The sequence below is a fragment of the Pseudomonas sp. MDT1-17 genome (assembly GCF_054898105.1).
This window is the reverse complement of the sequence record NZ_JBUBVM010000001.1, coordinates 4,107,613-4,129,147: the sequence shown is the minus strand read 5'-3', so window position 1 is coordinate 4,129,147 and position 21,535 is coordinate 4,107,613. Positions and strand designations below refer to the sequence as shown.

The 21,535-nt window shown below is 54.8% G+C and carries 17 protein-coding genes and 1 pseudogene; 8 read left to right on the top strand and 10 right to left on the bottom strand.

Features of this window, described 5'->3' with window-relative positions:
* Positions 1 to 44: 44 nt before the first annotated feature.
* The 5 genes from ACYZTX_RS19105 to ACYZTX_RS19085 form a co-directional block, all read right to left on the bottom strand.
* The gene (locus ACYZTX_RS19105; protein ID WP_462035394.1) at positions 45 to 596 is read right to left on the bottom strand and encodes a papain-like cysteine protease family protein; all 552 of its coding nucleotides are present in this window, start codon (positions 594 to 596) and stop codon (positions 45 to 47) included.
* Between the two features lie 730 nt (positions 597 to 1,326).
* Positions 1,327 to 1,722: a hypothetical protein gene (locus tag ACYZTX_RS19100; protein WP_462035393.1), complete on the bottom strand. Its 396-nt coding sequence runs from the start codon at positions 1,720 to 1,722 to the stop codon at positions 1,327 to 1,329.
* Between the two features lie 427 nt (positions 1,723 to 2,149).
* Positions 2,150 to 3,702, bottom strand: a protein-coding gene (locus ACYZTX_RS19095) for an IS3 family transposase (protein ID WP_462035392.1) whose coding sequence is annotated in 2 segments (ribosomal slippage) — positions 2,150 to 3,240 and positions 3,240 to 3,702 — 1,554 coding nt in all. Because the reading frame shifts where the segments join, the coding sequence is not laid out codon by codon here.
* Between the two features lie 57 nt (positions 3,703 to 3,759).
* Positions 3,760 to 4,803: a S1 family peptidase gene (locus ACYZTX_RS19090; protein WP_462035391.1), complete on the bottom strand. Its 1,044-nt coding sequence runs from the start codon at positions 4,801 to 4,803 to the stop codon at positions 3,760 to 3,762.
* Between the two features lie 10 nt (positions 4,804 to 4,813).
* Positions 4,814 to 5,728: a hypothetical protein gene (locus tag ACYZTX_RS19085; protein WP_462035390.1), complete on the bottom strand. Its 915-nt coding sequence runs from the start codon at positions 5,726 to 5,728 to the stop codon at positions 4,814 to 4,816.
* A 200-nt stretch (positions 5,729 to 5,928) separates the two neighbouring features.
* On the opposite strand from ACYZTX_RS19085, the gene ACYZTX_RS19080 reads away from it, so the two are divergent.
* Positions 5,929 to 7,481, top strand: a protein-coding gene (locus ACYZTX_RS19080; RefSeq protein ID WP_462035389.1) for an IS3 family transposase whose coding sequence is annotated in 2 segments (ribosomal slippage) — positions 5,929 to 6,391 and positions 6,391 to 7,481 — 1,554 coding nt in all. Because the reading frame shifts where the segments join, the coding sequence is not laid out codon by codon here.
* A gap of 38 nt (positions 7,482 to 7,519) precedes the next feature.
* On the opposite strand, the pseudogene ACYZTX_RS19075 reads toward ACYZTX_RS19080, so the two are convergent.
* Positions 7,520 to 8,133 (bottom strand): annotated as a pseudogene (locus ACYZTX_RS19075) (IS5 family transposase); the annotation flags it as partial.
* 373 nt (positions 8,134 to 8,506) lie between these two features.
* Between ACYZTX_RS19075 and ACYZTX_RS19070 the strand changes: the two are divergent.
* From ACYZTX_RS19070 to ACYZTX_RS19040, 7 genes are all read left to right on the top strand, one after another.
* Positions 8,507 to 9,940, top strand: coding sequence for an NAD(P)/FAD-dependent oxidoreductase (locus tag ACYZTX_RS19070; protein ID WP_462035388.1), 1,434 nt, complete (start codon positions 8,507 to 8,509; stop codon positions 9,938 to 9,940).
* Positions 9,937 to 10,788, top strand: a complete 852-nt coding sequence (locus ACYZTX_RS19065) for a HemK/PrmC family methyltransferase (RefSeq protein ID WP_462035387.1) — start codon at positions 9,937 to 9,939, stop codon at positions 10,786 to 10,788. The genes ACYZTX_RS19070 and ACYZTX_RS19065 overlap by 4 nt, the downstream gene beginning before the upstream one ends.
* 21 nt (positions 10,789 to 10,809) lie before the next feature.
* Complete coding sequence (locus tag ACYZTX_RS19060) at positions 10,810 to 12,081, top strand: aminotransferase class I/II-fold pyridoxal phosphate-dependent enzyme (protein ID WP_462035386.1); 1,272 nt, start codon at positions 10,810 to 10,812, stop codon at positions 12,079 to 12,081.
* A gap of 42 nt (positions 12,082 to 12,123) precedes the next feature.
* Positions 12,124 to 12,459 carry a chorismate mutase gene (locus ACYZTX_RS19055; RefSeq protein WP_462035385.1) on the top strand — a complete coding sequence of 112 codons (336 nt, stop codon included), beginning with the start codon at positions 12,124 to 12,126 and terminating at the stop codon, positions 12,457 to 12,459.
* Positions 12,456 to 14,522 (top strand): aminodeoxychorismate synthase component I, encoded by a 2,067-nt coding sequence (gene pabB, locus ACYZTX_RS19050; protein ID WP_462035384.1) that lies wholly within the window; start codon positions 12,456 to 12,458, stop codon positions 14,520 to 14,522. Before ACYZTX_RS19055 ends, pabB begins: the two co-directional genes overlap by 4 nt.
* Positions 14,519 to 15,391: a prephenate dehydrogenase dimerization domain-containing protein gene (locus ACYZTX_RS19045; RefSeq protein ID WP_462035383.1), complete on the top strand. Its 873-nt coding sequence runs from the start codon at positions 14,519 to 14,521 to the stop codon at positions 15,389 to 15,391. The genes pabB and ACYZTX_RS19045 overlap by 4 nt, the downstream gene beginning before the upstream one ends.
* Positions 15,392 to 15,484: 93 nt before the next feature.
* On the top strand, positions 15,485 to 17,014 hold the full coding sequence (locus tag ACYZTX_RS19040; protein ID WP_462035382.1) for an MFS transporter: 1,530 nt from the start codon (positions 15,485 to 15,487) through the stop codon (positions 17,012 to 17,014).
* A 70-nt stretch (positions 17,015 to 17,084) separates the two neighbouring features.
* On the opposite strand, the gene ACYZTX_RS19035 is transcribed toward ACYZTX_RS19040, so the two are convergent.
* From ACYZTX_RS19035 to glcD, 4 genes are read right to left on the bottom strand one after another with little or no spacing between them, the layout of a single operon-like run.
* The gene (locus tag ACYZTX_RS19035) at positions 17,085 to 17,486 is read right to left on the bottom strand and encodes a heme-binding protein (protein ID WP_462035381.1); all 402 of its coding nucleotides are present in this window, start codon (positions 17,484 to 17,486) and stop codon (positions 17,085 to 17,087) included.
* Positions 17,483 to 18,724 carry a glycolate oxidase subunit GlcF gene (gene glcF, locus ACYZTX_RS19030; protein WP_462035380.1) on the bottom strand — a complete coding sequence of 414 codons (1,242 nt, stop codon included), beginning with the start codon at positions 18,722 to 18,724 and terminating at the stop codon, positions 17,483 to 17,485. The genes ACYZTX_RS19035 and glcF overlap by 4 nt, the downstream gene beginning before the upstream one ends.
* Positions 18,725 to 18,727: 3 nt before the next feature.
* Entirely contained in the window at positions 18,728 to 19,792 is a 1,065-nt protein-coding gene (glcE, locus tag ACYZTX_RS19025; RefSeq protein WP_462035379.1) for a glycolate oxidase subunit GlcE, read from the bottom strand.
* Positions 19,792 to 21,291, bottom strand: a complete 1,500-nt coding sequence (glcD, locus tag ACYZTX_RS19020) for a glycolate oxidase subunit GlcD (RefSeq protein WP_462035378.1) — start codon at positions 21,289 to 21,291, stop codon at positions 19,792 to 19,794. Before glcD ends, glcE begins: the two co-directional genes overlap by 1 nt.
* Between the last annotated feature and the right edge of the window lie 244 nt (positions 21,292 to 21,535).

The window sequence follows — 21,535 nt, the reverse complement described above, 5'->3', positions numbered from 1 at the left end:
CGTAGTCTGTCCCTGATTTTTCATAATCATGTTCCCTGTGCGGACTAGGATGCTGCGAAAAACGGGGACAGACCACGTTTTTGTGCTCGGATCGAGTAACCGTAGATCGAGTCTGCGACCAGTACATAGTTGCCGTTGGTGCCATAGATCGTCAGGAAGTACGCACCGCTACCGTACCAGGCGCAGCGCAAACCGATCAGTCGGCCCATGTTGATCTGACTCTGGATGGCCGTCATCTGCAGCGAACCCTGGTTCATGCCGTTAAAATTGCAGGTAATCCTCAGAGCTGTATCCAGATAGCCATACACGTTGCACGGCCCCGGTTGATTGCAGCTGTTGCGGTCCAGCGCAGTAGTGGTCACGCCGCATTGGGGCCACGACCCGGTGCCGTAATAGTTGCCGACCGAGGCGGAAACCGCCGCCCAGCACCAGTTGGTCTGGGTTTGTTGCTGCATCGTGAAGTTGAGGCTAGCAGCGGCCAGTGCCTTGAGGGGGGCAGCGGATTCGACATCGGACAGTTGCAGATTCAGCAGATGACCGGTCAGGCACCTTGGCAGGGTTTCGCCGGTGAGTGACATTGCTTCAGTGGTTAACATTTTTCAATCCTCCATGAGTGAAAACAAGCGTCCAGCTTGTGGGTCTGTAGCGGTGTTGCTGAGCGATCGGCGTGTGCGATTTGCCATGTTTGATGGCTTGCTCCGTAACCGCTCCACGAACCCCACATTCAAAGCCTGCAGTTGATCCCCGAAGCTGTACTCCGATTTCTCTCTGGAGCCAGCACGTCATGATGCGACCCGACGCTAAAGTCGAAAGTAAGCGATCCACCGTGTACACATTCAAAGCTTCCAGTTGAAGCCTGATGCTGTGCTCCCGATTTCCATCAGAAGCCCGCACGTGCCTAACCCAGCATTGGCGTACCTCTCATATCACCTGAAAGGCGAACGCTTCAGCGTGTGGGATGCATCGTTCTGTCCAGAATGTGTACGAGAGGACCTAAAGGCCCGCGACTTCTCTTATTACCGCATCGAACTCAAAGGCGAATCGATGCGCAGGCGCTCGACGAAATTGACGGCGGCGGGCACTTCAAACTAACAATGCGAACCTGCGTCGCTGCGCTCCGACTGCCCGGCCGGATGAGCGTGGAATAGGTGGCCGGATGTTGGTGGAATGAGTGGCCGGATGGCGTGGAATACGCACCGGTTGATCCGTTCGCCCCGGCGCATACGAGGAATTTGCTGATGCACCCAAACGGCAAGCTTTTTCAGGTGCATCAATTTCGAATGGCTTTGAACAGGCTGCCTACGATCAGCAGACAGTCATTGAACATCAGTGAGGAAGCTGCTTGCTTCTCGTCATGCTATCCAGGTGATACGAGCTAGCAGCCGATGTCAGGAGTTCAGCCTGCTGGCGTAATTCCTCCAAACGATCTGCTGAGGCTTTGCGTTGAGCCTCGGCATGCCGTCGCTGCGCCGCAGCCTCCCACAATTCAAGCTGCTGCTGGATTGTCGCAGGATCAGTCTTGTTCATCGTGGAGGTTTCCGCATCGTGCTTAGATGGGGAATTGTAGAATGTCTGATGAATGACAGAGCTCTGATCGACGTTAATCAGTGGCCCTGGAGAACGGAACATCACTATCAGTATGAAAAACAGAGTTCGGGTCTTTGCAGGTGGCCAAGATAAATGCTTGGCTTTTGGAGCTGATTTTTTTGCTTTGGTAGGCATACGTACGATTCTCTTTGCACATTGCATGGCTCGCGCTGTTAACGCGATGGCAAAGCGGCGCTTTGCAAAGAGGATTTACAGTTTTGAAATTCAGTGGCTTTGGGCGTGCCATTAGGCGCTCTAAAACGACTATTTCAATCATCCAGCGACCGCAGTTGAGCCGCCTTAAACGGAAGCTAAGGAACCACCTTTGCTCCCGTTGCTCCTGGTAAATTTCATCCTCTGATCGTTTAGTCCTCCGTCTAAAATTGAGCTGTTCCTCACGCTCAATATGAAAAAAGCCCGGTGGGGCTCACCGGGCGTTTTCGATAATCAAGCCTTGCACTGGGGCAGCCCCAGCCATACCTGTAACGTAGCTACATCCTTCTGTGTCAATCTATGCAGCCATCCGGCATTTTTCAAGGTAGTTGTCGCGTCAACCGTTCAACTATGCCGCTCTTTTCTCGTCCTGCTGCTCCCGATCCGGATTCAGCATCACCGCTCCTATCGGCTCCCAGTTCCGCGTCTGGCCTGACCAACGTTCCGGGCTTTTCTTGCGCGCTCGCTGGTACAGTTCATGCCGCCGCGCCAGGATCTGGTGGTCCAGCCCTCGATGCCGCTCCGTCGGTGTCACGAAGCGGATCCGGCTATGCCGGTGCTCGTTGTTGTACCAACGCATAAAATCTCTCACCCAAGCGCGTGCGGCGTCCAAGCTGGCAAAACCCTCCTGCGGCCATTGCGGGCAATATTTCAGTGTTCTAAACAGCGACTCCGAGTACGGATTGTCGTTGCTCACTCGCGGTCGGCCACGGGACGGCGTGATGCCCAGGTCGTACATCTTGCTCAACAGCGTCAGCGATTTCATCGGCGCACCATTGTCCGAGTGCAGCACCAGCGGCTCGCGTAAACACTGCTCGCCGATCACGCTGCGTTGCAGCAGCGCAGCGGCTTTTTCGCCGCTTTCTTCTTCGTAAACTTCCCAGCCCACGGCCTTGCGGCTGTAAATATCTTCGATCAAATACAGGTAGTAGTACTTGCCACGTATCGGCGACGGCAAATACGTGATGTCCCACGACCACACCTGATTGGGCGCTTTGGCGACATGCGTCGTCGGTGCCGCATGCCGTCTGGGTCGCTGGCTACGGCCCCGATGATGTTGCTGGCCGGCTGCACGCAGGATGCGATAAAACGTCGCTTCCGACGCCAGATAACGCCCCTCGTCAGCCAGCCTCGGTACGATCTGACTCGGCGGCAAATGGGCATACGCCGGGCTGTTACACAGCGTCACGATCGCTTGTCGTTCGATCTCGCTCAACGCATTACGTGGCGTGGGCCGCACGGTGGTTGTGCGGGCATCGGCTTGAACATCCTCACTCTGCGTCCATCGCTGCAAGGTTCTGAGCGACAGCCCCACCTCCTGGCACGCTCTGATTTTTCGAGCACCGGCCACGATGGCTTCGATCAACCAAGCCACCAACAACTGCCGTTCCGGCAAAGAGGTCAGGTGTCCTCGTTGTCGATCCCCCAGTAATCGTTGAGCTTTTTTCGCAGCACCAACAACGCGGCGGTCTCGGCCAGCGCCTTGTCTTTACGCAGCAGTTCGCGCTCAAGTTGCTGAATACGTTTCTTGTCCTTGCGAGACTGTTCGCGGTCGACCTTTTGTTGGTTCTGAACACTCTGCTGCCCCGTGATACAGGCTTGGCGCCAGGCGCTGACGTGTTCGGGGTACAGACCTTTTCGTCGGCAGTACTCACCCAGTTCGAGCTGCGACAGACCGGCGGTTTCAAGGACGACAGCGAACCGGGCTTCAGCAGACCAGTTCTCGGGGAGTGGCTTGTCTTCAGGCACTGCGCTTCCTTCAGAACTGACCTTCTTGCGCCAGTTGGACAAAGACATTTCGCTAACCCCTTCACGCCGGGAAACCTCGGCCATCGTCAGGCTCAGCGGGGGAAGCAGCATCTTGAGTAATGCGGCTTTGCGTTCAGGTGAATAGTACGGCACGACCAGTCTCTTTCCGCCCCCGATATGCTTTTTCAGGAAAATTCGGAGAGGCGACAACTATCCTGACACCGGGGGCATCCACTCGTCAGTGCCGATTCTATTCACGATTTTTTTAACGCTAAATGGCTGGGCAAGTGAGTCACCGGTTAACACTGCAGCTTCATCTGAGGGATGAACGCTAAGAAGTTTATTTCCATTTTCAGAAAACATGCCCCAACACACCTGCCATCCGGGCGCATCTAAGCTGGCAGCGAAAACCTGGATTCGGTGACTTCTACCAAGGTCTACTGCGAATCCACTACCGGGAAGGTCCGACTCGGCCCGAATCGAGCGGCTGACGATACCAACGACTTCTCCTGCCCGATTGAAAACGGGGCCTCCGCTCATGCCTGGAGGCCAGTCGCTCTCTACCTCAAACACTGGACTTGGATTGGAAGTGGTGACGCCATGAGGGTGTACTGCCACAATTTTCCCATAGGCCCCGTACATGCCCTCTGACAGAAGTAATTTTTGCGAGTCCATATCCAGCTCCGACAGATCCAACTCGGGGAACCCCACGGCGAGCACGACATCACCGATAGTGGGCTGCCATCCCTCAACACGCACGGCCAGTGTCTGGGGGGAGCGCACACCTGGCCCGAGTTGAGAAGCCTTCAAAACGGCAAGGTCTATGGCGACTTTACGTTCGGATTTTCCCAGCAACGCGCCCATGGGATCATTCGCATCCATCATGGCGACATGAAAGCCCGTTACAGGTACGAAACAGTCATGAGGAACGGGGACGGAGCCATACCCTAGGACATGCATGCTAAGGAAAAGAATCGGTCGGCTTGGCCCGTTGTGCTCCGAAAAGTCGACAACATGATGGGCCGTCAAGAATGAGCCGAACTCATCAATGTTGAACGCCGTACCCAACCCATAGATGCGTCCCGCAGTGTCTTGACGAAACACAGGTACGATGGCGCTTCTCAGCCCAAAAGGATCCTGAATTCTGAAGGGATGAAAGGGTTTGCCAGGTTCGGGGGCTAGAGGGCAAAAACCATTTTTTGGGGCCCCAGCCATTTCACACGTTACAATTTCAAAGGGTTCGAACTCTTCCATGCCATCTCCATTACCCATGTGAAATATCCATATCCTCTAAAGTTTTTTTCAGTAGTTCACGCCGTTTTTTCGCGATTGCTGCCTGCAGCTCATCTGGAATGTCGTAGTTGAGACTCAGCCATTGCGACTGCAGTGGCTTTAGTCCCTCGAACAACGCCGGTTGCCCGTTCTGGATCTTTCTGTGTATCGCGGCAATGATTTTGAGCTCTGAGTATTCGCAATCCTGGCGGGGAGATGTGTCGGCCAGAGATCCGAGAGTACTGTTGGCGTATAGGCGCATCTGAAGTTTCAATGCCCGTTCGACGATAGTTCGCGGTTGCATCGCCTTGCGATATGCCGCTTCGCTTCCTTCGGCGCCAGCTTGAAGACCGAACTGGACTTCGAAAAATGACAGCATGCCTCTGATGCAGGTTGAAACCCGCTCGCTCGCTGACGGGTATTTGGGGGAGGTAATATTGAAATAGGAGCCGGACAGGTTGGCCAAGGCCGAGGCCAAAGCATCGAGGCGGCTTCCGGTATTTGTTGCACCCGAAAGATTGCCGAAGCACCTCAACGTCTTCTCGCCAAGAGTCATGACCACCATGGCCACCTTCGTGCCGAAGTAATCCGCCCAGACCTCCAACGCCCGGTACTCTAAGGCAGACTCATCGTAATGCTCGTTATGGCGATGAAGGTAATGAGCGGTTTCATGGCCAAGTACCAACAGGAGAAGTGCTACATCGGTGAAGGACTCGACGGAATGTCCCATCATTGTCTCGGGCAGTTGGATGCGTGCCGTTGGGCCGGATCCTCTGCAAGTTGGATCATCGCCTGCTGTTTCTATACGTAGTTCAAAACCGTGTCGGGCCTCGAAGAAGTTCTCGACATCAGATTTGAAAGCTTCAACTACATCTTGCCCGGTCAGGGCTGGTTCAATATTGCTCATGCGTCAGCTTATGTCGGGCGGGTTGTCAGGGGATAGGCGTCGAGGGCGCAGGCGCTCCTCGCCATAGCCACCATCAGCACATTGGACTGGTGAGGATCTTCTCACTTTGTGTCGGCGTGCTCTACCCCCCGGTGTCAGGATAGTTGTCGCCTCTCCGAATTTTCCTGAAAAAGCATATCGGGGGCGGAAAGAGACTGGTCGTGCCGTACTATTCACCTGAACGCAAAGCCGCATTACTCAAGATGCTGCTTCCCCCGCTGAACCTGACGATGGCCGAGGTTTCCCGGCGTGAAGGGGTTAGCGAAATGTCTTTGTCCAACTGGCGCAAGAAGGTCAGTTCTGAAGGAAGCGCAGTGCCTGAAGACAAGCCACTCCCCGAGAACTGGTCTGCTGAAGCCCGGTTCGCTGTCGTCCTTGAAACCGCCGGTCTGTCGCAGCTCGAACTGGGTGAGTACTGCCGACGAAAAGGTCTGTACCCCGAACACGTCAGCGCCTGGCGCCAAGCCTGTATCACGGGGCAGCAGAGTGTTCAGAACCAACAAAAGGTCGACCGCGAACAGTCTCGCAAGGACAAGAAACGTATTCAGCAACTTGAGCGCGAACTGCTGCGTAAAGACAAGGCGCTGGCCGAGACCGACGCGTTGTTGGTGCTGCGAAAAAAGCTCAACGATTACTGGGGGATCGACAACGAGGACACCTGACCTCTTTGCCGGAACGGCAGTTGTTGGTGGCTTGGTTGATCGAAGCCATCGTGGCCGGTGCTCGAAAAATCAGAGCGTGCCAGGAGGTGGGGCTGTCGCTCAGAACCTTGCAGCGATGGACGCAGAGTGAGGATGTTCAAGCCGATGCCCGCACAACCACCGTGCGGCCCACGCCGCGTAATGCGTTGAGCGAGATCGAACGACAAGCGATCGTGACGCTGTGTAACAGCCCGGCTTATGCCCATTTGCCGCCGAGTCAGATCGTACCGAGGCTGGCTGACGAGGGGCGTTATCTGGCGTCGGAAGCGACGTTTTATCGCATCCTGCGTGCAGCCGGTCAGCAACATCATCGGGGCCGTAGCCAGCGACCCAGACGGCATGCGGCACCGACGACGCATGTCGCCAAAGCGCCCAATCAGGTGTGGTCGTGGGACATCACGTATTTGCCGTCGCCGATACGCGGCAAGTACTACTACCTGTATTTGATCGAAGATATTTACAGCCGCAAGGCCGTGGGCTGGGAAGTTTACGAAGAAGAAAGCGGCGAAAAAGCGGCTGCGCTGCTGCAACGCAGCGTGATCGGCGAGCAGTGTTTACACGAGCCGCTGGTGCTGCACTCGGACAATGGTGCGCCGATGAAATCGCTGACGCTGTTGAGCAAGATGTACGACCTGGGCATCACGCCGTCCCGTGGCCGACCGCGAGTGAGCAACGACAATCCGTACTCGGAGTCGCTGTTTAGAACACTGAAATATTGCCCGCAATGGCCGCCGGAGGGTTTTGCCGGCTTGGACGCCGCACGCGCTTGGGTGAGAGATTTTATGCGTTGGTACAACAACGAGCACCGGCATAGCCGGATCCGCTTCGTGACACCGACGGAGCGGCATCGAGGGCTGGACCACCAGATCCTGGCGCGGCGGCATGAACTGTACCAGCGAGCGCGCAAGAAAAGCCCGGAACGTTGGTCAGGTCAGACGCGGAACTGGGAGCCGATAGGAGCGGTGATGCTGAATCCGGATCGGGAGCAGCAGGACGAGAAAAGAGCGGCATAGTTGAACGGTTGACGCGACAACTACCTTGAAAAATGCCGGCCGTGCAGTAACTGATCGACCTGTGTCACGTCCGCTACATTCGCTGCGGTGCCCACCAGGCTATGTACCAAGCCGGATTCGGCGTCGACGCCGATGTGCGCTTTCATCCCGAAGAAATATTGGTTTCCTTTCTTCGTCTGATGCATTTCAGGGTCGCGTTTACCGTCCTTGTTCTTGGTCGAACTCGGCGCATGAATGATCGTCGCATCGACAACCGTGCCGTGACGCAGCAGCAAACCACGATCATCCAGATAGCCATTGATAACCTGCAAAATCCCGCCCGCCAACACATGTTTCTCCAGTAGGCGCCGGAAGTTGAGGATCGTGGTTTCATCGGGAATCCGATCCAGATGCAGCCCCGAGAACTGGCGCAGGATCGTGGTTTCGTAAAGTGCTTCTTCCATCGCCGGATCGCTGTAACCGAACCAGTTCTGCATCAGATGAACCCGCAACATGGCCAGCAACGGATACGCCGGACGACCGCCTTCACCCTTTGGATAATACGGCTCGATCAAGGCAATCAAACCCTTCCAGGGCACCACCTGATCCATCTCCGGCGGGTCTGCTTACGCTTGCCGGCATACTCGGCATCGGCGAAGGACATCTGTTTCATCGGGGCTCAACCGTTCTGTTCATGTGAGGTGCGTATTTCACCAAATCTGGAAGTCTTTTTCAGAGTTTCCCTAAGTTTTCACACAATCGGTGATGGTCGATTTTTTTGGAGTATTTATTTTTACTAATTATGTAACTTTTACTAAGTTTTCATAGGCTGCTGTTTTTTAAAAGGTAACTGGATAGTCTGTGGCTTAAGCGCGGAGGTCCGGATTTTTAGCTTCGCTGCAATATGTGTAGAATTATTTCGAAGATACAATATGAAACAAATAGTCGGTTGAATCGTAATGTAACGAAATTATAGAAATGTTCCTGTTTTCCATCGAGAAAAATTGATTTTTCTTACGTTGCGGGTAATTGTCTGAGGTCAAAACATGGAGTTCGACGTCGTTGTTGTAGGTGCAGGAGCAGTTGGTGGATCAATCGCGTATGAGTTGTCCACGCGAGGTTTAAATGTCTGTCGAGTCGGTGAGACTGATCGTACAAATGCTGCGTCAAGGGCTGCCGGAGCGATGAATGGATGTTTCGGGGAGGTAACAAGCGGCCTGCTGGCAAGTGATTTTGGTCGATTGAAATTAGACATGGATCGACAAGCTCAACACCTGTGGTCAAGTTGGGCGGAGCGCTTGGCAATTTCTTCAGGTGATTCTAGTTCGTTGTTTACCGCGATTGGGACCCATGTGCTGCTCAACACCGCCGGCATGGATGAGGTGGACAGCGTTAACTTCGACACCATCGAGAGAACCCTTCGTGAGTATGGTGAGCCGTTTGAAATTGTTGATCCGCGCAAAATGGAGTGGCTGAAGCCCAACCATCTGGTTCGCCCTCTGCGTGGGTTGTACATACCAAACGAGCATTCCGTGAATTCTCATCTTTTGCTGGAGAAACTGGATGCTGCATTTGTCTCCGAGGGTGGCACTCTGAAAAATGAGAACGCCCAACGTGTGTTGGTTGAGGGTGAGGTAGTCACCGGCATTGAGTTATGCAGTGGAGAGGTTCTTTGGGCAAAAAAAGTTGTGATTGCGGCAGGCGTTCATTCTTTAGACCTGCTTAGTGATTTCGACGAGCTCGTAAAGAAGATTCCACCGTTGTTCAGTGGATATGGCGTTTCAATTCTCGTGAAAATGCCAGAAGGGGTTGAGTTGCCGAGTTCTGTCATACGGACGCCAAATCGTGCTTTTGCGTGCGGCTTGCACTGTGTCCCTCGTGGGGACGGAGTCTTGTATCTGGGAGCTACTAATATAATTTCGGAGCGGCCTAAACAACAGGCTCTCGTATCGGATGTTCAGTTTTTGCTTGACTGTGCTGTTGATCAACTGAACCTGGACCTTCATAGCGCTGAAATCATTTCCATACAGGTTGGCAACAGACCAATTCCGGCAGATGGTTTTCCACTGATTGGCGAGTGCGGCATCGAAGGTCTTTGGCTTGCAACAGGCACCTATCGAGACGGCCTGCACCAATCACCATTGTTGGCGCGGTATATAGCTGATTGCCTTACCGATATAGAAACTCCCGATTTAGATCTCAGCCCTTTCAAACCTGTACGTGCTCCGTTATCCGGATTTGCCCGCGAAAATACGGTCAGAGAAACGGTACAGCAGATGTTTGCCACAGGATATGAGTATCGTTGGGATATAAAACCTTACTGGTTTCCTTTGCTGGATGAAGGGCTGTCGCGCAATTACGAACAACTTATAAATGATTTGCACTCGTCATTTACGCCTCCGCCGGAGTTGGTCGCATTCTCCTATCTGTATGAGTCAATTTTGAAAAGACTTGCGCAGTATTACAAGGAGTGGTCATGAGTCTTACGGATCGTGAGTACCTTGCTATTAGTCAAGCGCGGGCCATGTTGCAAGCGTCTGGTGTCTGGGACTTGGAAGAAGATTTGAGTTGTCTTATAGATCGCTATATCGAACGGGTGGATAAAAGTCGTGCGCTCAATGAATTTATGTTAGCGGTTAAAGAGCGCTGTAACCGAATTCCTCTCGGGCATATTGTTGGCATGGTGGAGTTTGACGAAATGCCACTGGTGGTCGGTAGCGGAGTGTTTATCCCCCGCCCTCACAGCAAAATCATTCACAAGTGGCTGGAGACCAGTGCTGAGCTGCGACCGGGAACTAGTGTTCTCGATTTGTGTGCCGGAAGCGGCGCGATTGGCTTGGCGATCGCACGGCGCAGACCGGATCTGAAAGTGACATGTGTGGAGTTTGATGAGATAGCGATGCAGTACCTCAAACGCAACATCGACCGACTGGCCTGCAAGGCGGGACAGGTCAATCACTTGCAGGCAGACATTCGCGACAAACAGGCATTTACGCGATTCACAGATCAGGTTGGTTTGATTGTCGCTAATCCTCCGTACGTCCCACAATCCCAAGAGTTGTTGCCTGAGTGGAGCGATCACCATCCACGGGCGTCGGTCTATTCCGGGGTCGATGGGCTTGAACTGATACGGCAAATCATCTCGCTCGCGAACCAGTTACTTAGTCGTGAAGGTTGGCTAGTCATTGAGCATGGCGAGGAACAGGCCAAAGCAGTGCGCGAACTGTTCAAGCAGAGTCAGCTGACAAATACACGAACTGTAATCGATAAGGAAGCATCCGACGCGTCTGGCAGCTCAGTAATGACCATCGGATGCAAATCCAATTGATCTTTAAAAAGGAGTTCAGCAATGGATGCGCAAACTAAACAAGACTGGATGAGCATTCGTCGTGGCAACACCACTGGTGCGCTGGCGACTGCTTATGAGGAAGGACTGACAGGTTTTACCGTTGCCAGTCGTGTGGGTAAGCACATTACCTTGCAGGACGGAGGCACGTTCACAGAGTTTGTCTCCTGTTCGTACTTGGGCTTGGAAACCCACTCGGCATTGATCGACGCCGCACACCAGGCTATGGAAACTTCCGGGCTGCATCTATCTTCTTCACGAAGTGCAATGCGCCCGATTTACCTCCCTCAACTGGAAGAGTTGCTAGGTCAGGTTTATAGAGGAAGCGGCGTCGCGGTGTTCACTTCTACCAGCAGTGTCCATTTAGGTGTTTTACCGTTACTGGGCAGCGGATCATTGAGTGGTTATCCGGTCAAAAAACGAGTCCATTGGCTGATGGATAAAACCGCCCATGCTTCGATGCAGGTGCTTCGGGGGATTTTGGAGCAGTTCGGACCTGTTTCTAGAGTTGAGTCCACCAACCCAGAATCACTGACCACAGCGCTGAAAGACTGCACTGATAAAGGTGAAACTCCAGTGCTCTTGATCGATGGAATTGGCTCGATGAGCGGTCTTGTACCCATCGCCGAGCTCGCTCTGCAGCTAGAGTTGGCGCGGGGATACCTATACGTAGACGATGCTCATGGGATTTCGATCGTCGGACGTCATGGTGCGGGATACGCCTTTTCATCAGTTGATCATTCGTTGCCTGCAAATATTATTCTGGCGGGGTCTCTCTCCAAGGCCTTTGGTGGTGCGGGTGGTTTTGTCGTGGTTTCTGATCCACGGGAAATTGAAGTAATTCGAACCCTGGCGAATCCGCTGATATTTGGTCATTCCATTATGGTGCCCATGCTAGCCGCTAACGTTGCGTCTGCGAAAATCCATCTCAGTGACGAAATCGATGTGCTGCAACATCGGCTTTGGGAAAACATCAGCCTTTTAGATTCTTTTACGGACAACCGTTTGCTCAACGCCGGTACTCAATCACCTGTCAGAGGAGCCTTCTTTGAAACGGAGGAGGCGGGATTGCAGGCTGCGATAACCCTGCGCGACCAAGGCATGCTGCTCTTCCCGGTATTTTATCCAATCATTGCCAAAGGCAAAGCGATGCTGCGCTTTGCAATTTCAGCAGACCACAGTGGCAAAGACATCAAGTTATTGGGGGCTGCTCTAGGGGCTATGTCGCGCAAAGGGTTATGGACACCTGCTGCCAATGAGCTGGATCACGCCTGACTGACGATTTCTTCCAGAAATAGGCTATCGGAGGTGCAAAAAATGAAACAACAGGGACCGCTATCACAGACAGGCACGTCCAGCATTTTGCAGCCGCAGCGGGACCGGCTTGACTCGATAAATTTGCAAGTTGTCGACCTGCTATCTGAGCGAATGAAAGTGTGCATGGACATTGCCGAACTTAAAGCTGTCCATGGCATTGCGATGATGCAGCCCGGACGAATTTCCTACGTACTCGATATGATTAAGTTTAGATCGGAAACAGTAGGGTTGAGGCCGAAATACATCGAGTCAATATTCAAACTGATTATAGAAGAGACGTGTATTCAAGAAGACGTCCTGATCAATAAGCGTCTGGTCCTAGGGCGATCCTCATGAAAATATTGCTGATCGATAACTTTGACTCCTTCACGCAGAACATCGCTCAGTACTTGTATGAGGTGACAGGTTCTTGCGCGGATGTAGTTAAAAATACCCTTCCATACGATGAATTGGACATCGAAAAATATGACGCTGTAGTGCTATCGCCTGGTCCAGGACACCCTGGAGAAGAGGGGTATTTCGGTGTTTGCGGTGACGTCATCCTACATTCTCCTGTCCCGTTGCTTGGTATTTGTCTAGGGCACCAAGGCATCGCTCAAGTTCTTGGAGGGACTGTGGGACACGCTCCCAATCCTGTGCATGGCTACCGCAGTCGCATTACTCATTCAGGTAAAGGGCTCTTTCGAGATCTGCCTGAGCAGTTCGAAGTGATCAGATACCATTCGTTGATGTGTACAAGCCTACCCGCAGAACTCAAATGTACGGCCTGGACATCTGAAGGTGTGATCATGGCAATCGAACACGTCACCCGACCGGTTTGGGGTGTCCAATTCCACCCGGAATCCATCGATTCAGAATATGGCCATGCGCTATTGAGTAACTTCGTACGCATGGCGCTTGAACATAACGTCGGCGTTAGAACTCGCCTAGAGTCCGATACGGAATGTATGTCGTCAAAAGATGCATACGTCGCAGTAGGGGGGATGCTGAATATGCAGCTTAACTATCGCGAGTTTTCCGAATGCACGGATCCACAAGCAGTATTTTCTACGTTCTATGCAGATGATCGATATGCTTTTTGGCTAGACAGCGAGAAGTCAGAAAGACCTAATGCCCGCTACTCGATCATGGGTAGCGGAGAGGCTCAAGGAGCGATAAGACTTGAGTACGATGTCAACGATGAGTGCCTAAAGGTTGAGGGTCCCAAGGGTAAAAAAACCATCAAAGGAGATTTTTTTACTCTGACTGCACAGATCTTCGAAGCTGTGCAGGTGGCAACTCCTCAGCACTTGCCGTTTGTTTTTAAGGGTGGTTTTGTCGGCTACCTCGGTTACGAGTTGAAAGCACTGGCAGGCGGGAGCAAAACTTATCGTTCGGTTTATCCGGACGCTTCATTCATGTTCGCGCCGCATTTCTTTGTCTTTGATCATCAAGAAAATAAGCTCTATGAATGCATGATGACTGCGATTGGCGATGCTGTTGCTTGGCCGTCCTTACCTGATTTTCTCCATCGTAATGATGAGTCACGTCATTGCAGTTCGTTTATTCCAGGTGCCGTAGATCAGCTGAAGCTCTCGCTTGAGGACGGGCCAGATGATTACATCAGTAAGATAAATCAATCTCTCAAGTACATCACCGATGGGGAGTCGTACGAGATCTGCCTGACCAATAGGGCAAAAATGGCGTACAGCGGTGCGCCTTTGAGTGCTTATTGGCGAATGCGCCAGGCTAGCCCCGTACCCTACGGTGCCTACCTTTCGTTTGCAGGGTTTTCAGTATTAAGCGCTTCGCCAGAAACCTTTCTCAGAATCGATGACAGCGGATTGATCGAGTCCAGACCGATCAAGGGAACGAGGCCGCGTAGTAAACAATTCGCAGAGGACCAAATACTGTGCGATGAGCTACGTAACTCGGCAAAGGACAGGGCCGAGAACCTAATGATTGTCGATTTGGTGCGCCATGATTTGAATCAAGTGTGCCGTCCAGGGAGCGTTCATGTTCCTGAGATTTTCTCAGTGGAAAGCTTTTCTTCGGTTCACCAACTTGTCTCAACGATTCGTGGGCACCTTCGCTCGGATATTTCAACGATCGAAGCTATTCGAGCCTGTTTCCCCGGTGGCTCAATGACGGGAGCTCCGAAGAAACGCACGATGGAAATTATTGACGTATTGGAGGCTTCCGCCCGTGGTGTCTACTCTGGCGCATTAGGCTGGTTATCTTTCAGTGGAGGGGCGGAGCTGAGTATTGTCATCCGAACGGCAGTGCTCCAGGGTAACGAGGCGAAATTTGGAATTGGTGGCGCGATTGTTGCGCACTCCGATCCACAGCAAGAGCTTGAAGAAACTTTGGTCAAGGCTAGCGTGCCTTATTACAGTTTTGTCGTAGGGAGCGAATCATGATGAGCGACACGGTTGTCGTGTTGGGGGGAGCGGGTTTGGTTGGCTCATTGATCAGCCGCATTCTTATGCAATATGGATACGATGTCCGGGTGGTGGATCGCAGGCCTTCCGAACAGGAATGTGGCTTCTATGAAGTCGATGTCACAAGTCCGTTCAGCAATACCGGGCACATCTTCCAAGGAGCGGTGGCAGTGGTCTTTGCGTTGCCCGAAAGCGTGGCTATCCGGGCAATACCTTGGGTTGTTGGCTCCGTTTCGAACGATGTTGTATTCATACCGACTTGTTCTGTTCAGGAGCCATTTTACAGAGCATTGAAAAATGCTTCGTCCCAGCAGCCTTTAGTCGGCGTCAACCCAATGTTTTCACCCAAGCTCTCCGTTCAGGGACGCACCGTCGCAATTTGTCTTGAAGATGGCGACTCGCCTTCGACTTTCATCGAACAGCACTTGATGGGGGCTGGGATGAAGATAAAACGAATGACGCCGGTGGCCCATGATGAGCTCATGGCGCTATGTCAGGCGCTTCCCCATGCCGCAATTCTCGGGTTCGGTTTGGCGCTGGCAAGGTCTTCACTTGATCTGGAAAGTGCTCTTGAGGTGATGCCACCTCCGATGCGGACAATGATGGCGTTGCTGTCCCGGGTTCTGGTCAATCCGCCTGAAGTTTACTGGGATATACAGCTAGAAAATGATCAGGCTAACCACCAGCGCGCCGCGCTGGCGGAAGGGATGGAACGCTTGATGAATAATGTCTCTAGTCAAGATTATGACGAGTTCAGACGCGACTTACAGGGCGTTTCAAATGCTTTGGGTAGTCGTTTGAACTCGGGGGCTGTCGATTGTCAGCACGTTTTTTCATTACTGAACTAACCGAGTCCTCGACATGGAAGTGTGCTGGGTTCGTTTCACAGCGCATTGCAAAATCTCCTGTGAATTTTTTGAGGGTGATAAGGAGCTTGGCTGATGGCATTAGTAAGTAAGGCAGCACAACACAGAGCAAAATCAAAACGATGGTCAGCCCTAAGCGTGCTGATGCTGCCAGTTTTACTGGTGACAGTAGACAATACGGTGCTTGGATTCGCGTTGCCAAAGATTGCCGAGGCCCTGCGTCCGAGCGCTAGTCAGCAGTTATGGATGATCGATGCCTATTCGCTGGTATTGGCGGGATTGCTGGTGTCGATGGGCAGTTTGGGCGATCGAGTCGGTCATCGTAAGTTGTTATTGGCTGGGTCTTTGGGTTTTGTCATTGTGTCGGTGCTGACCGCCTATTCCGATACGGCTACACAACTGATTGCCGGGCGAGCTTGCATGGGGATTTTCGGTGCGATGCTGATGCCCTCAACGTTGGCATTGATACGTTCGGTGTTTGCAGATCGAGAGGAACGGAGAGTAGCTGTCGCGATCTGGGCAACAACGCTGACGGTAGGATCAGCACTCGGTCCTTTGGTAGGTGGAGTTTTGCTGGAGTTTTTCAGCTGGGAGGCGATTTTCCTATTGGCGATACCTGTATTGGTGCCGTTATTGGTACTGGGACCGGTGTTGTTGCCCGAGTCCGAGCAAGACTGTTCTGGGCCATTGGATCCTCTCAGTATCCTGCAATCGATGGTTGCCCTCAGTGCCATCGTTTACGGCATTAAACACAGCGCCAGTAACGGTCTTGACTGGATGGCGCTGACAGCATTTGTCATCGGCATGGTTGCTGGATGGATGTTTGTGCATCGGCAGTTACGTCTGCCTGTGCCGCTGATGGATCTGAGTCTGTTCCGAAGTGGCACCTTCAGCGGCTCAGTGCTGATCAATCTGATGAGCCTCGCGTTCCTCGTCGGCTTTGTGTTCTTCACCACTCAGTTCTTACAGATCGTCCTTCAAATGTCGCCCTTGAGGGCTAGCTTCGCGTTAGTACCTGGTCAGATCATGGCGATCGTAGTGGGAATGGCAGTCGTGCCTGTAGCGCGGCAAGTACGGGTGCATGTGCTGGTACCGATTCTGATGGCGTTTGTTGGGGCGGCGTTTTTGTTGGTCGCCAGCATCGGCAGCAGCCTGTTCGTTCTTGTGGTGGCTTTTGCCTTGCTGAACATTGGCGTGGGCGCGATCGCGACGGTATCCAACGACCTGATTCTATCCTCCGCACCGCCGGAAAAGGCGGGTGCGGCGTCGGCCATTAGTGAAACAGCCTATGAGGTGGGTGTGGTTTTGGGGACGACAGTGCTCGGTGGTCTCGTCACTGCCTACTATCGCGGTGCATTGCAGCTTCCGGGTTTTTTGAGCGAGGTGCAGACGATGATGGCAAGTGAGACGCTATCGGGTGCTAATCATGTGGCGGTGCAGTTGTCAGGAGATCAAGCAAGAGCGCTGATGGCGCAGGCGGGAAGTGCCTTCGAGGGTGGAATTAATCTGGTTTCGTGGGTGACGTTCGGCTTGGCACTCATGGCGATTTTAATTGCCTGGCGCGCTCTGCGGACACCGATGACGGAACTTGCTGAAGAGCAGTGATCGAGAACGGACGTCGGGCCGTTTACCACGCGGCCCGACTATTTCAGCGCTCAGCTCAAATCCGTTCGGCTCAGCTCAGGCATTGCGCGCCGGCTTTGGCGATTTGTGCGTCCTGCTCGGCTTTGACACCGGACACCCCGACCGCGCCGATCACCTGGCCGTCGACGATGATGGGCACACCCCCTTCAAGCGAGGTCAGTAATGGCGCCGACAAAAAGGCGTGGCGGCCGCCATTGACCATCTCTTCATAGCCTTTGGATTCGCGCCGACCGAGGGCCGAGGTGCGGGCCTTTTCGGTGGCGATGTAGGCGCCAATCGGAGCGCAACCGTCGAGGCGTTCGAGGGCCAGGGGGTGGCCGCCGTCATCGACAATCACGATGGTCACCGCCCATTGGTTGTTCTGCGCTTCGGTGCGTGCAGCTGCGAGGATTTGGCTGACTTCGGTCTGGCTCAGTACGGCTTTGCTTTTCATGACAATTCTCCAGTGCTCGGTGATGGCAAGGCGGCTTCGACCAGTTCGATCCAGTGCCTGACAGGGGTTCGGCCCGCACCGTCGAGGTGGGACTGACAGCCAATATTGGCCGTGACGATGACTTCGGGATGTCCGCTTTCCAGCGCGTTGAGCTTGTTGTCGCGCAGTTGCCGGGACAGTTCGGGTTGGGTCAGCGAATAGGTACCCGCCGAGCCGCAGCACAGGTGACTGTCGGGAACCGGCGTGAGGTTGAAGCCCAGGCTCGTCAGAATTGCTTCAACCGCGCCACCCAGTTTCTGCGCGTGCTGCAACGTGCAGGGGCAATGGAACGCCAGGCGCTGGTCGCTATGGATGCCGAGTTTTTCCAGCGGTTCGTCGCGCAGCACTTCAGTCAGGTCCTTGGCCAGCGCACTGACCGTTCTAGCCTTTTCGGCATAGGCCGGATCGGTGCTGAGCAGGTGACCGTAGTCTTTGATAAAAGCGCCGCAACCGCTGGCGGTTTGCACGATGGCCTCGGCTCCTTTTTCAATGCTCGGCCACCACGCATCGATATTGCGGCGAGCGCGATCAAGGCCGGCCGCCTGAGCGTCGAGGTGATAATCCACCGCACCGCAGCATCCGGCTTCTTTGCTCGCGGTGACGCTGATCCCCAGTCGATCCAGTACTCGCGCGGCGGCCGCATTGGTATTGGGCGACAGACTCGGTTGCACGCAGCCTTCGAGCATCAGCACCTGCCGGGCGTGGCGAGTGGCCGGGCGCGGCTTGGCTGGATAGACGCGGCGGGGTAACTTTATTTTCAAGGTGTTGGGCAACAACGCCCGGAACACCTGGCCGCTGCTGACCAGTCCTTTGAACAGCGCAGGATTGGGTACGACGCTGCGCAATCCCTCGCGCAATAACCGCTGGCCGAGTGGGCGCGGCACCGCCGCATCGACCACGGCCCGGCCTATATCCAGCAAGTTGTGGTAGTCGACACCGGAAGGGCAGGTGGTTTCGCAATTGCGGCAAGACAGGCAGCGATCCAGGTGCTGTTGAGTCTTTTGCGTGACCTCGTTACCTTCCAGAACCTGCTTGATCAGGTAGATGCGGCCACGCGGTCCATCCAGCTCATCGCCCAGCAATTGATAGGTCGGGCAGGTGGCGTTGCAGAAACCGCAGTGCACGCACGTGCGCAGGATGCTTTCGGCTTCTTCGGCGCGAGGCAGTTGGCGTGCGTGTTCGCTCAAGGTGGTCTGCATGAGTCAAAGCTCCGCGTACAGGCGTCCGGGGTTGAAAATCACCCGGGGATCGAGTTGTTGCTTCAAGTTCCGGTGGTAGCGCATCAGTGCCGCAGGCAACGGTTGGAACGGGCTGTCGATCAGGCCATGGCTGTAGCAGGTCACATGCCCGCCGACTTCTTCCACGATCGAGCGAATGAACGTGGCCTCTGCATCGGATTTGAGCCAGCGCTGTGCACCGCCCCAATCGATCAGCTGACGGCCAGGCAGGGAAAGTCGAGGCGTGTTGTGAGGCACGGACAGGCGCCAAAGTGCTTGGTCCTCATCGAAAAAACTCAATCGGTGCTCGTTGAGATCAAGCCAATACGAGGAGTCGAGCAACTCGCCGCCCAGTCGCTCATGAGCCGCAGCCACCGAGCCTTCGCCACCCTCAAGTCGCAGGTGCAGGCGCTGTCCATCGTGGCACGCGGCGCTGATCGGCAGCGGTTGTTGCCCCCATTCAGCGAGGCGCAGCAAGGCGCGATCACTGTCCATTTCCAGGCTGATGCTCAAGGCTTGACGCGGCTTGGGCAGGACCTTGAGCGAGACTTCGGTCACCACGCCAAGCGAGCCGTAGCTGCCGGCCATCAAGCGCGACAGGTCGTAGCCGGCAACGTTTTTCATGACTTCGCCACCGAAGCGCAAATGCTTGCCATGACCGGTGATGACGCGTGTCCCAAGGACGAAGTCCCTGACGGACCCGGACCAGGGACGCCGTGGTCCCGACAACCCGCTGGCGATCATGCCGCCGACCGTGGCGCCGTCGCCGAAGGAAGGCGGTTCGCAAGGCAGCATCTGCTGCGCTGCATCCAGCACTTGTGCAAGCTCTGCCAGCGGTGTGCCACAGCGGACGGTGATCACCAGTTCGGTCGGGTCGTAGCTGACGATGCCTCGGTGGCTGCGCGTGTCGAGGACTTCGCCCGCCACGATGCGCCCAAGAAACGCCTTGCTGTTGGCGCCTTGAATGCGCAACGGCGTGGCGTTTTGCAGCGCCTGGTTGACCTGCTCCAGCAGCGCGCCGCTGTCGTCGACATCGTGTTCACTGCGCATCAGAAACGCTCCAGTTCAGGGAAGGGCATCTGACCCAAATGAACGTGCATGGCGCCAAACTCGGCGCAGCGGTGTAGCGTCGGGATGTTCTTGCCAGGGTTGAGCAAACCACTCGGATCGAAGGCGGCTTTGACGGCATGGAACACGGTCAGCTCATCGCTATTGAACTGCGCACACATCTGATTGATCTTCTCCCGGCCCACGCCGTGTTCACCGGTAATGCTGCCGCCGACCTTCACGCACAATTCGAGGATCTTGCCGCCCAGGGCTTCGGCGCGATCGAGTTCGCCCGGTTGATTGGCATCGAACAGAATCAGTGGGTGCATGTTGCCGTCACCGGCGTGGAAAACGTTGGCCACCCGCAGGTTGTACTCGGCCGACAACGCGGCAATCGCCTGCAGCACACCGGGCAGCTCGCGGCGCGGAATCGTCCCGTCCATGCAGTAATAATCCGGTGAGAGACGGCCCACCGCCGGAAAGGCATTCTTGCGTCCGGCCCAGAAACGCACGCGTTCGGCTTCATCGCGGGCCTGGCGCACTTCGGTGGCGCCGGCCAGTTCCAGCACTTGGCGGACGCGGTCGCAGTCATCATGGACGTCGGCTTCAACGCCATCGAGTTCGCACAGCAGGATGGCTTCGGCGTCGACCGGGTAGCCGGCGTGGATGAAGTCTTCGGCGGCGCGAATGGCCAGGTTGTCCATCATTTCCAGGCCGCCGGGAATGATGCCGGCGGCAATAATGTCACCCACCGCGCGACCGGCCTTCTCGACGGAATCGAACGCCGCCAGCAGCACTTTAGCGGTCTGGGGTTTGGGCAGCAGTTTGACCGTGACCTCGGTGATGACACCGAGCATGCCTTCGGAACCGGTGAACAACGCCAGCAGATCGAAGCCCGGAGAGTCGAGCGCTTGCGAACCCAGGCTCAGGTGTTCGCCGTCGACGGTCAGGATGTCGACCTTGAGCAGGTTGTGCACGGTCAGCCCGTACTTCAGGCAATGCACGCCACCGGCGTTTTCGGCCACGTTGCCGCCGATGGAGCAGGCGATCTGGGAGGAAGGGTCCGGCGCGTAATACAAGCCAAACGGCGCGGCTGCCTGGGAAATCGCCAGATTGCGCACCCCCGGCTGAACCCGAGCCGTGCGGGCGGCGGGGTCGATGTGCAGAATATTATTGAAACGCGCCATCACCAGCAGCACGCCTTTTTCCAACGGCAATGCACCACCGGACAAACCGGTGCCGGCACCGCGGGCGACAACCGCGACACGCCGCTCATGGCAGAGCCGAAGCACGCCTTGCACCTCGTCAATGTGGCGCGGCAGCACCACCAGCATGGGCGTGGTGCGATAAGCAGAAAGTCCGTCGCATTCGTACGGTTTGAGCTCTTCCTGTTGATGCAGGACTTCCAGATCCGGCCACTGCGTGTGCAGGGCCTCGAGCAAGGCAGCTCTGTCGACATCAGGCAGGACGCCGTCGACGCGTTCATCGTAGAGAATGTTCATAGTCGGTTGACGACCCTCAGTTGTTTTTATTGGAGGTCTGTGTCCGGTAACCACTGACTTGTATCATTGGCCCGAGGCGCTCTACTGTCTATGTGTTGTTTGATCGGTCGAACCCGTTTTTTATTCGGTGGTTCGGGCCACGCTGCGACTTGAGGGGGGCGTAAAACCTGCTGGTCAATTAAGGAAGTCTTGAGTCAGTGAGAGCTCTGTGGCGAGGGGGCTTGCCCCCGTTGGGCAGTAAAGC

Coding starts and splice junctions, on each gene's coding strand:
- ACYZTX_RS19065 (WP_462035387.1), top strand. CDS start 9,937: ATGAGTCTTACGGATCGTGAGTACCTTGCTATTAGTCAAGCGCGGGCC.
- glcD (WP_462035378.1), bottom strand. CDS start 21,291: ATGAACATTCTCTACGATGAACGCGTCGACGGCGTCCTGCCTGATGTC.
- glcE (WP_462035379.1), bottom strand. CDS start 19,792: ATGCGCAGTGAACACGATGTCGACGACAGCGGCGCGCTGCTGGAGCAG.
- ACYZTX_RS19085 (WP_462035390.1), bottom strand. CDS start 5,728: ATGAGCAATATTGAACCAGCCCTGACCGGGCAAGATGTAGTTGAAGCT.
- ACYZTX_RS19045 (WP_462035383.1), top strand. CDS start 14,519: ATGATGAGCGACACGGTTGTCGTGTTGGGGGGAGCGGGTTTGGTTGGC.
- ACYZTX_RS19090 (WP_462035391.1), bottom strand. CDS start 4,803: ATGGAAGAGTTCGAACCCTTTGAAATTGTAACGTGTGAAATGGCTGGG.
- ACYZTX_RS19100 (WP_462035393.1), bottom strand. CDS start 1,722: ATGCCTACCAAAGCAAAAAAATCAGCTCCAAAAGCCAAGCATTTATCT.
- glcF (WP_462035380.1), bottom strand. CDS start 18,724: ATGCAGACCACCTTGAGCGAACACGCACGCCAACTGCCTCGCGCCGAA.
- ACYZTX_RS19105 (WP_462035394.1), bottom strand. CDS start 596: ATGTTAACCACTGAAGCAATGTCACTCACCGGCGAAACCCTGCCAAGG.
- ACYZTX_RS19040 (WP_462035382.1), top strand. CDS start 15,485: ATGGCATTAGTAAGTAAGGCAGCACAACACAGAGCAAAATCAAAACGA.
- pabB (WP_462035384.1), top strand. CDS start 12,456: ATGAAAATATTGCTGATCGATAACTTTGACTCCTTCACGCAGAACATC.
- ACYZTX_RS19035 (WP_462035381.1), bottom strand. CDS start 17,486: ATGAAAAGCAAAGCCGTACTGAGCCAGACCGAAGTCAGCCAAATCCTC.
- ACYZTX_RS19070 (WP_462035388.1), top strand. CDS start 8,507: ATGGAGTTCGACGTCGTTGTTGTAGGTGCAGGAGCAGTTGGTGGATCA.
- ACYZTX_RS19055 (WP_462035385.1), top strand. CDS start 12,124: ATGAAACAACAGGGACCGCTATCACAGACAGGCACGTCCAGCATTTTG.
- ACYZTX_RS19060 (WP_462035386.1), top strand. CDS start 10,810: ATGGATGCGCAAACTAAACAAGACTGGATGAGCATTCGTCGTGGCAAC.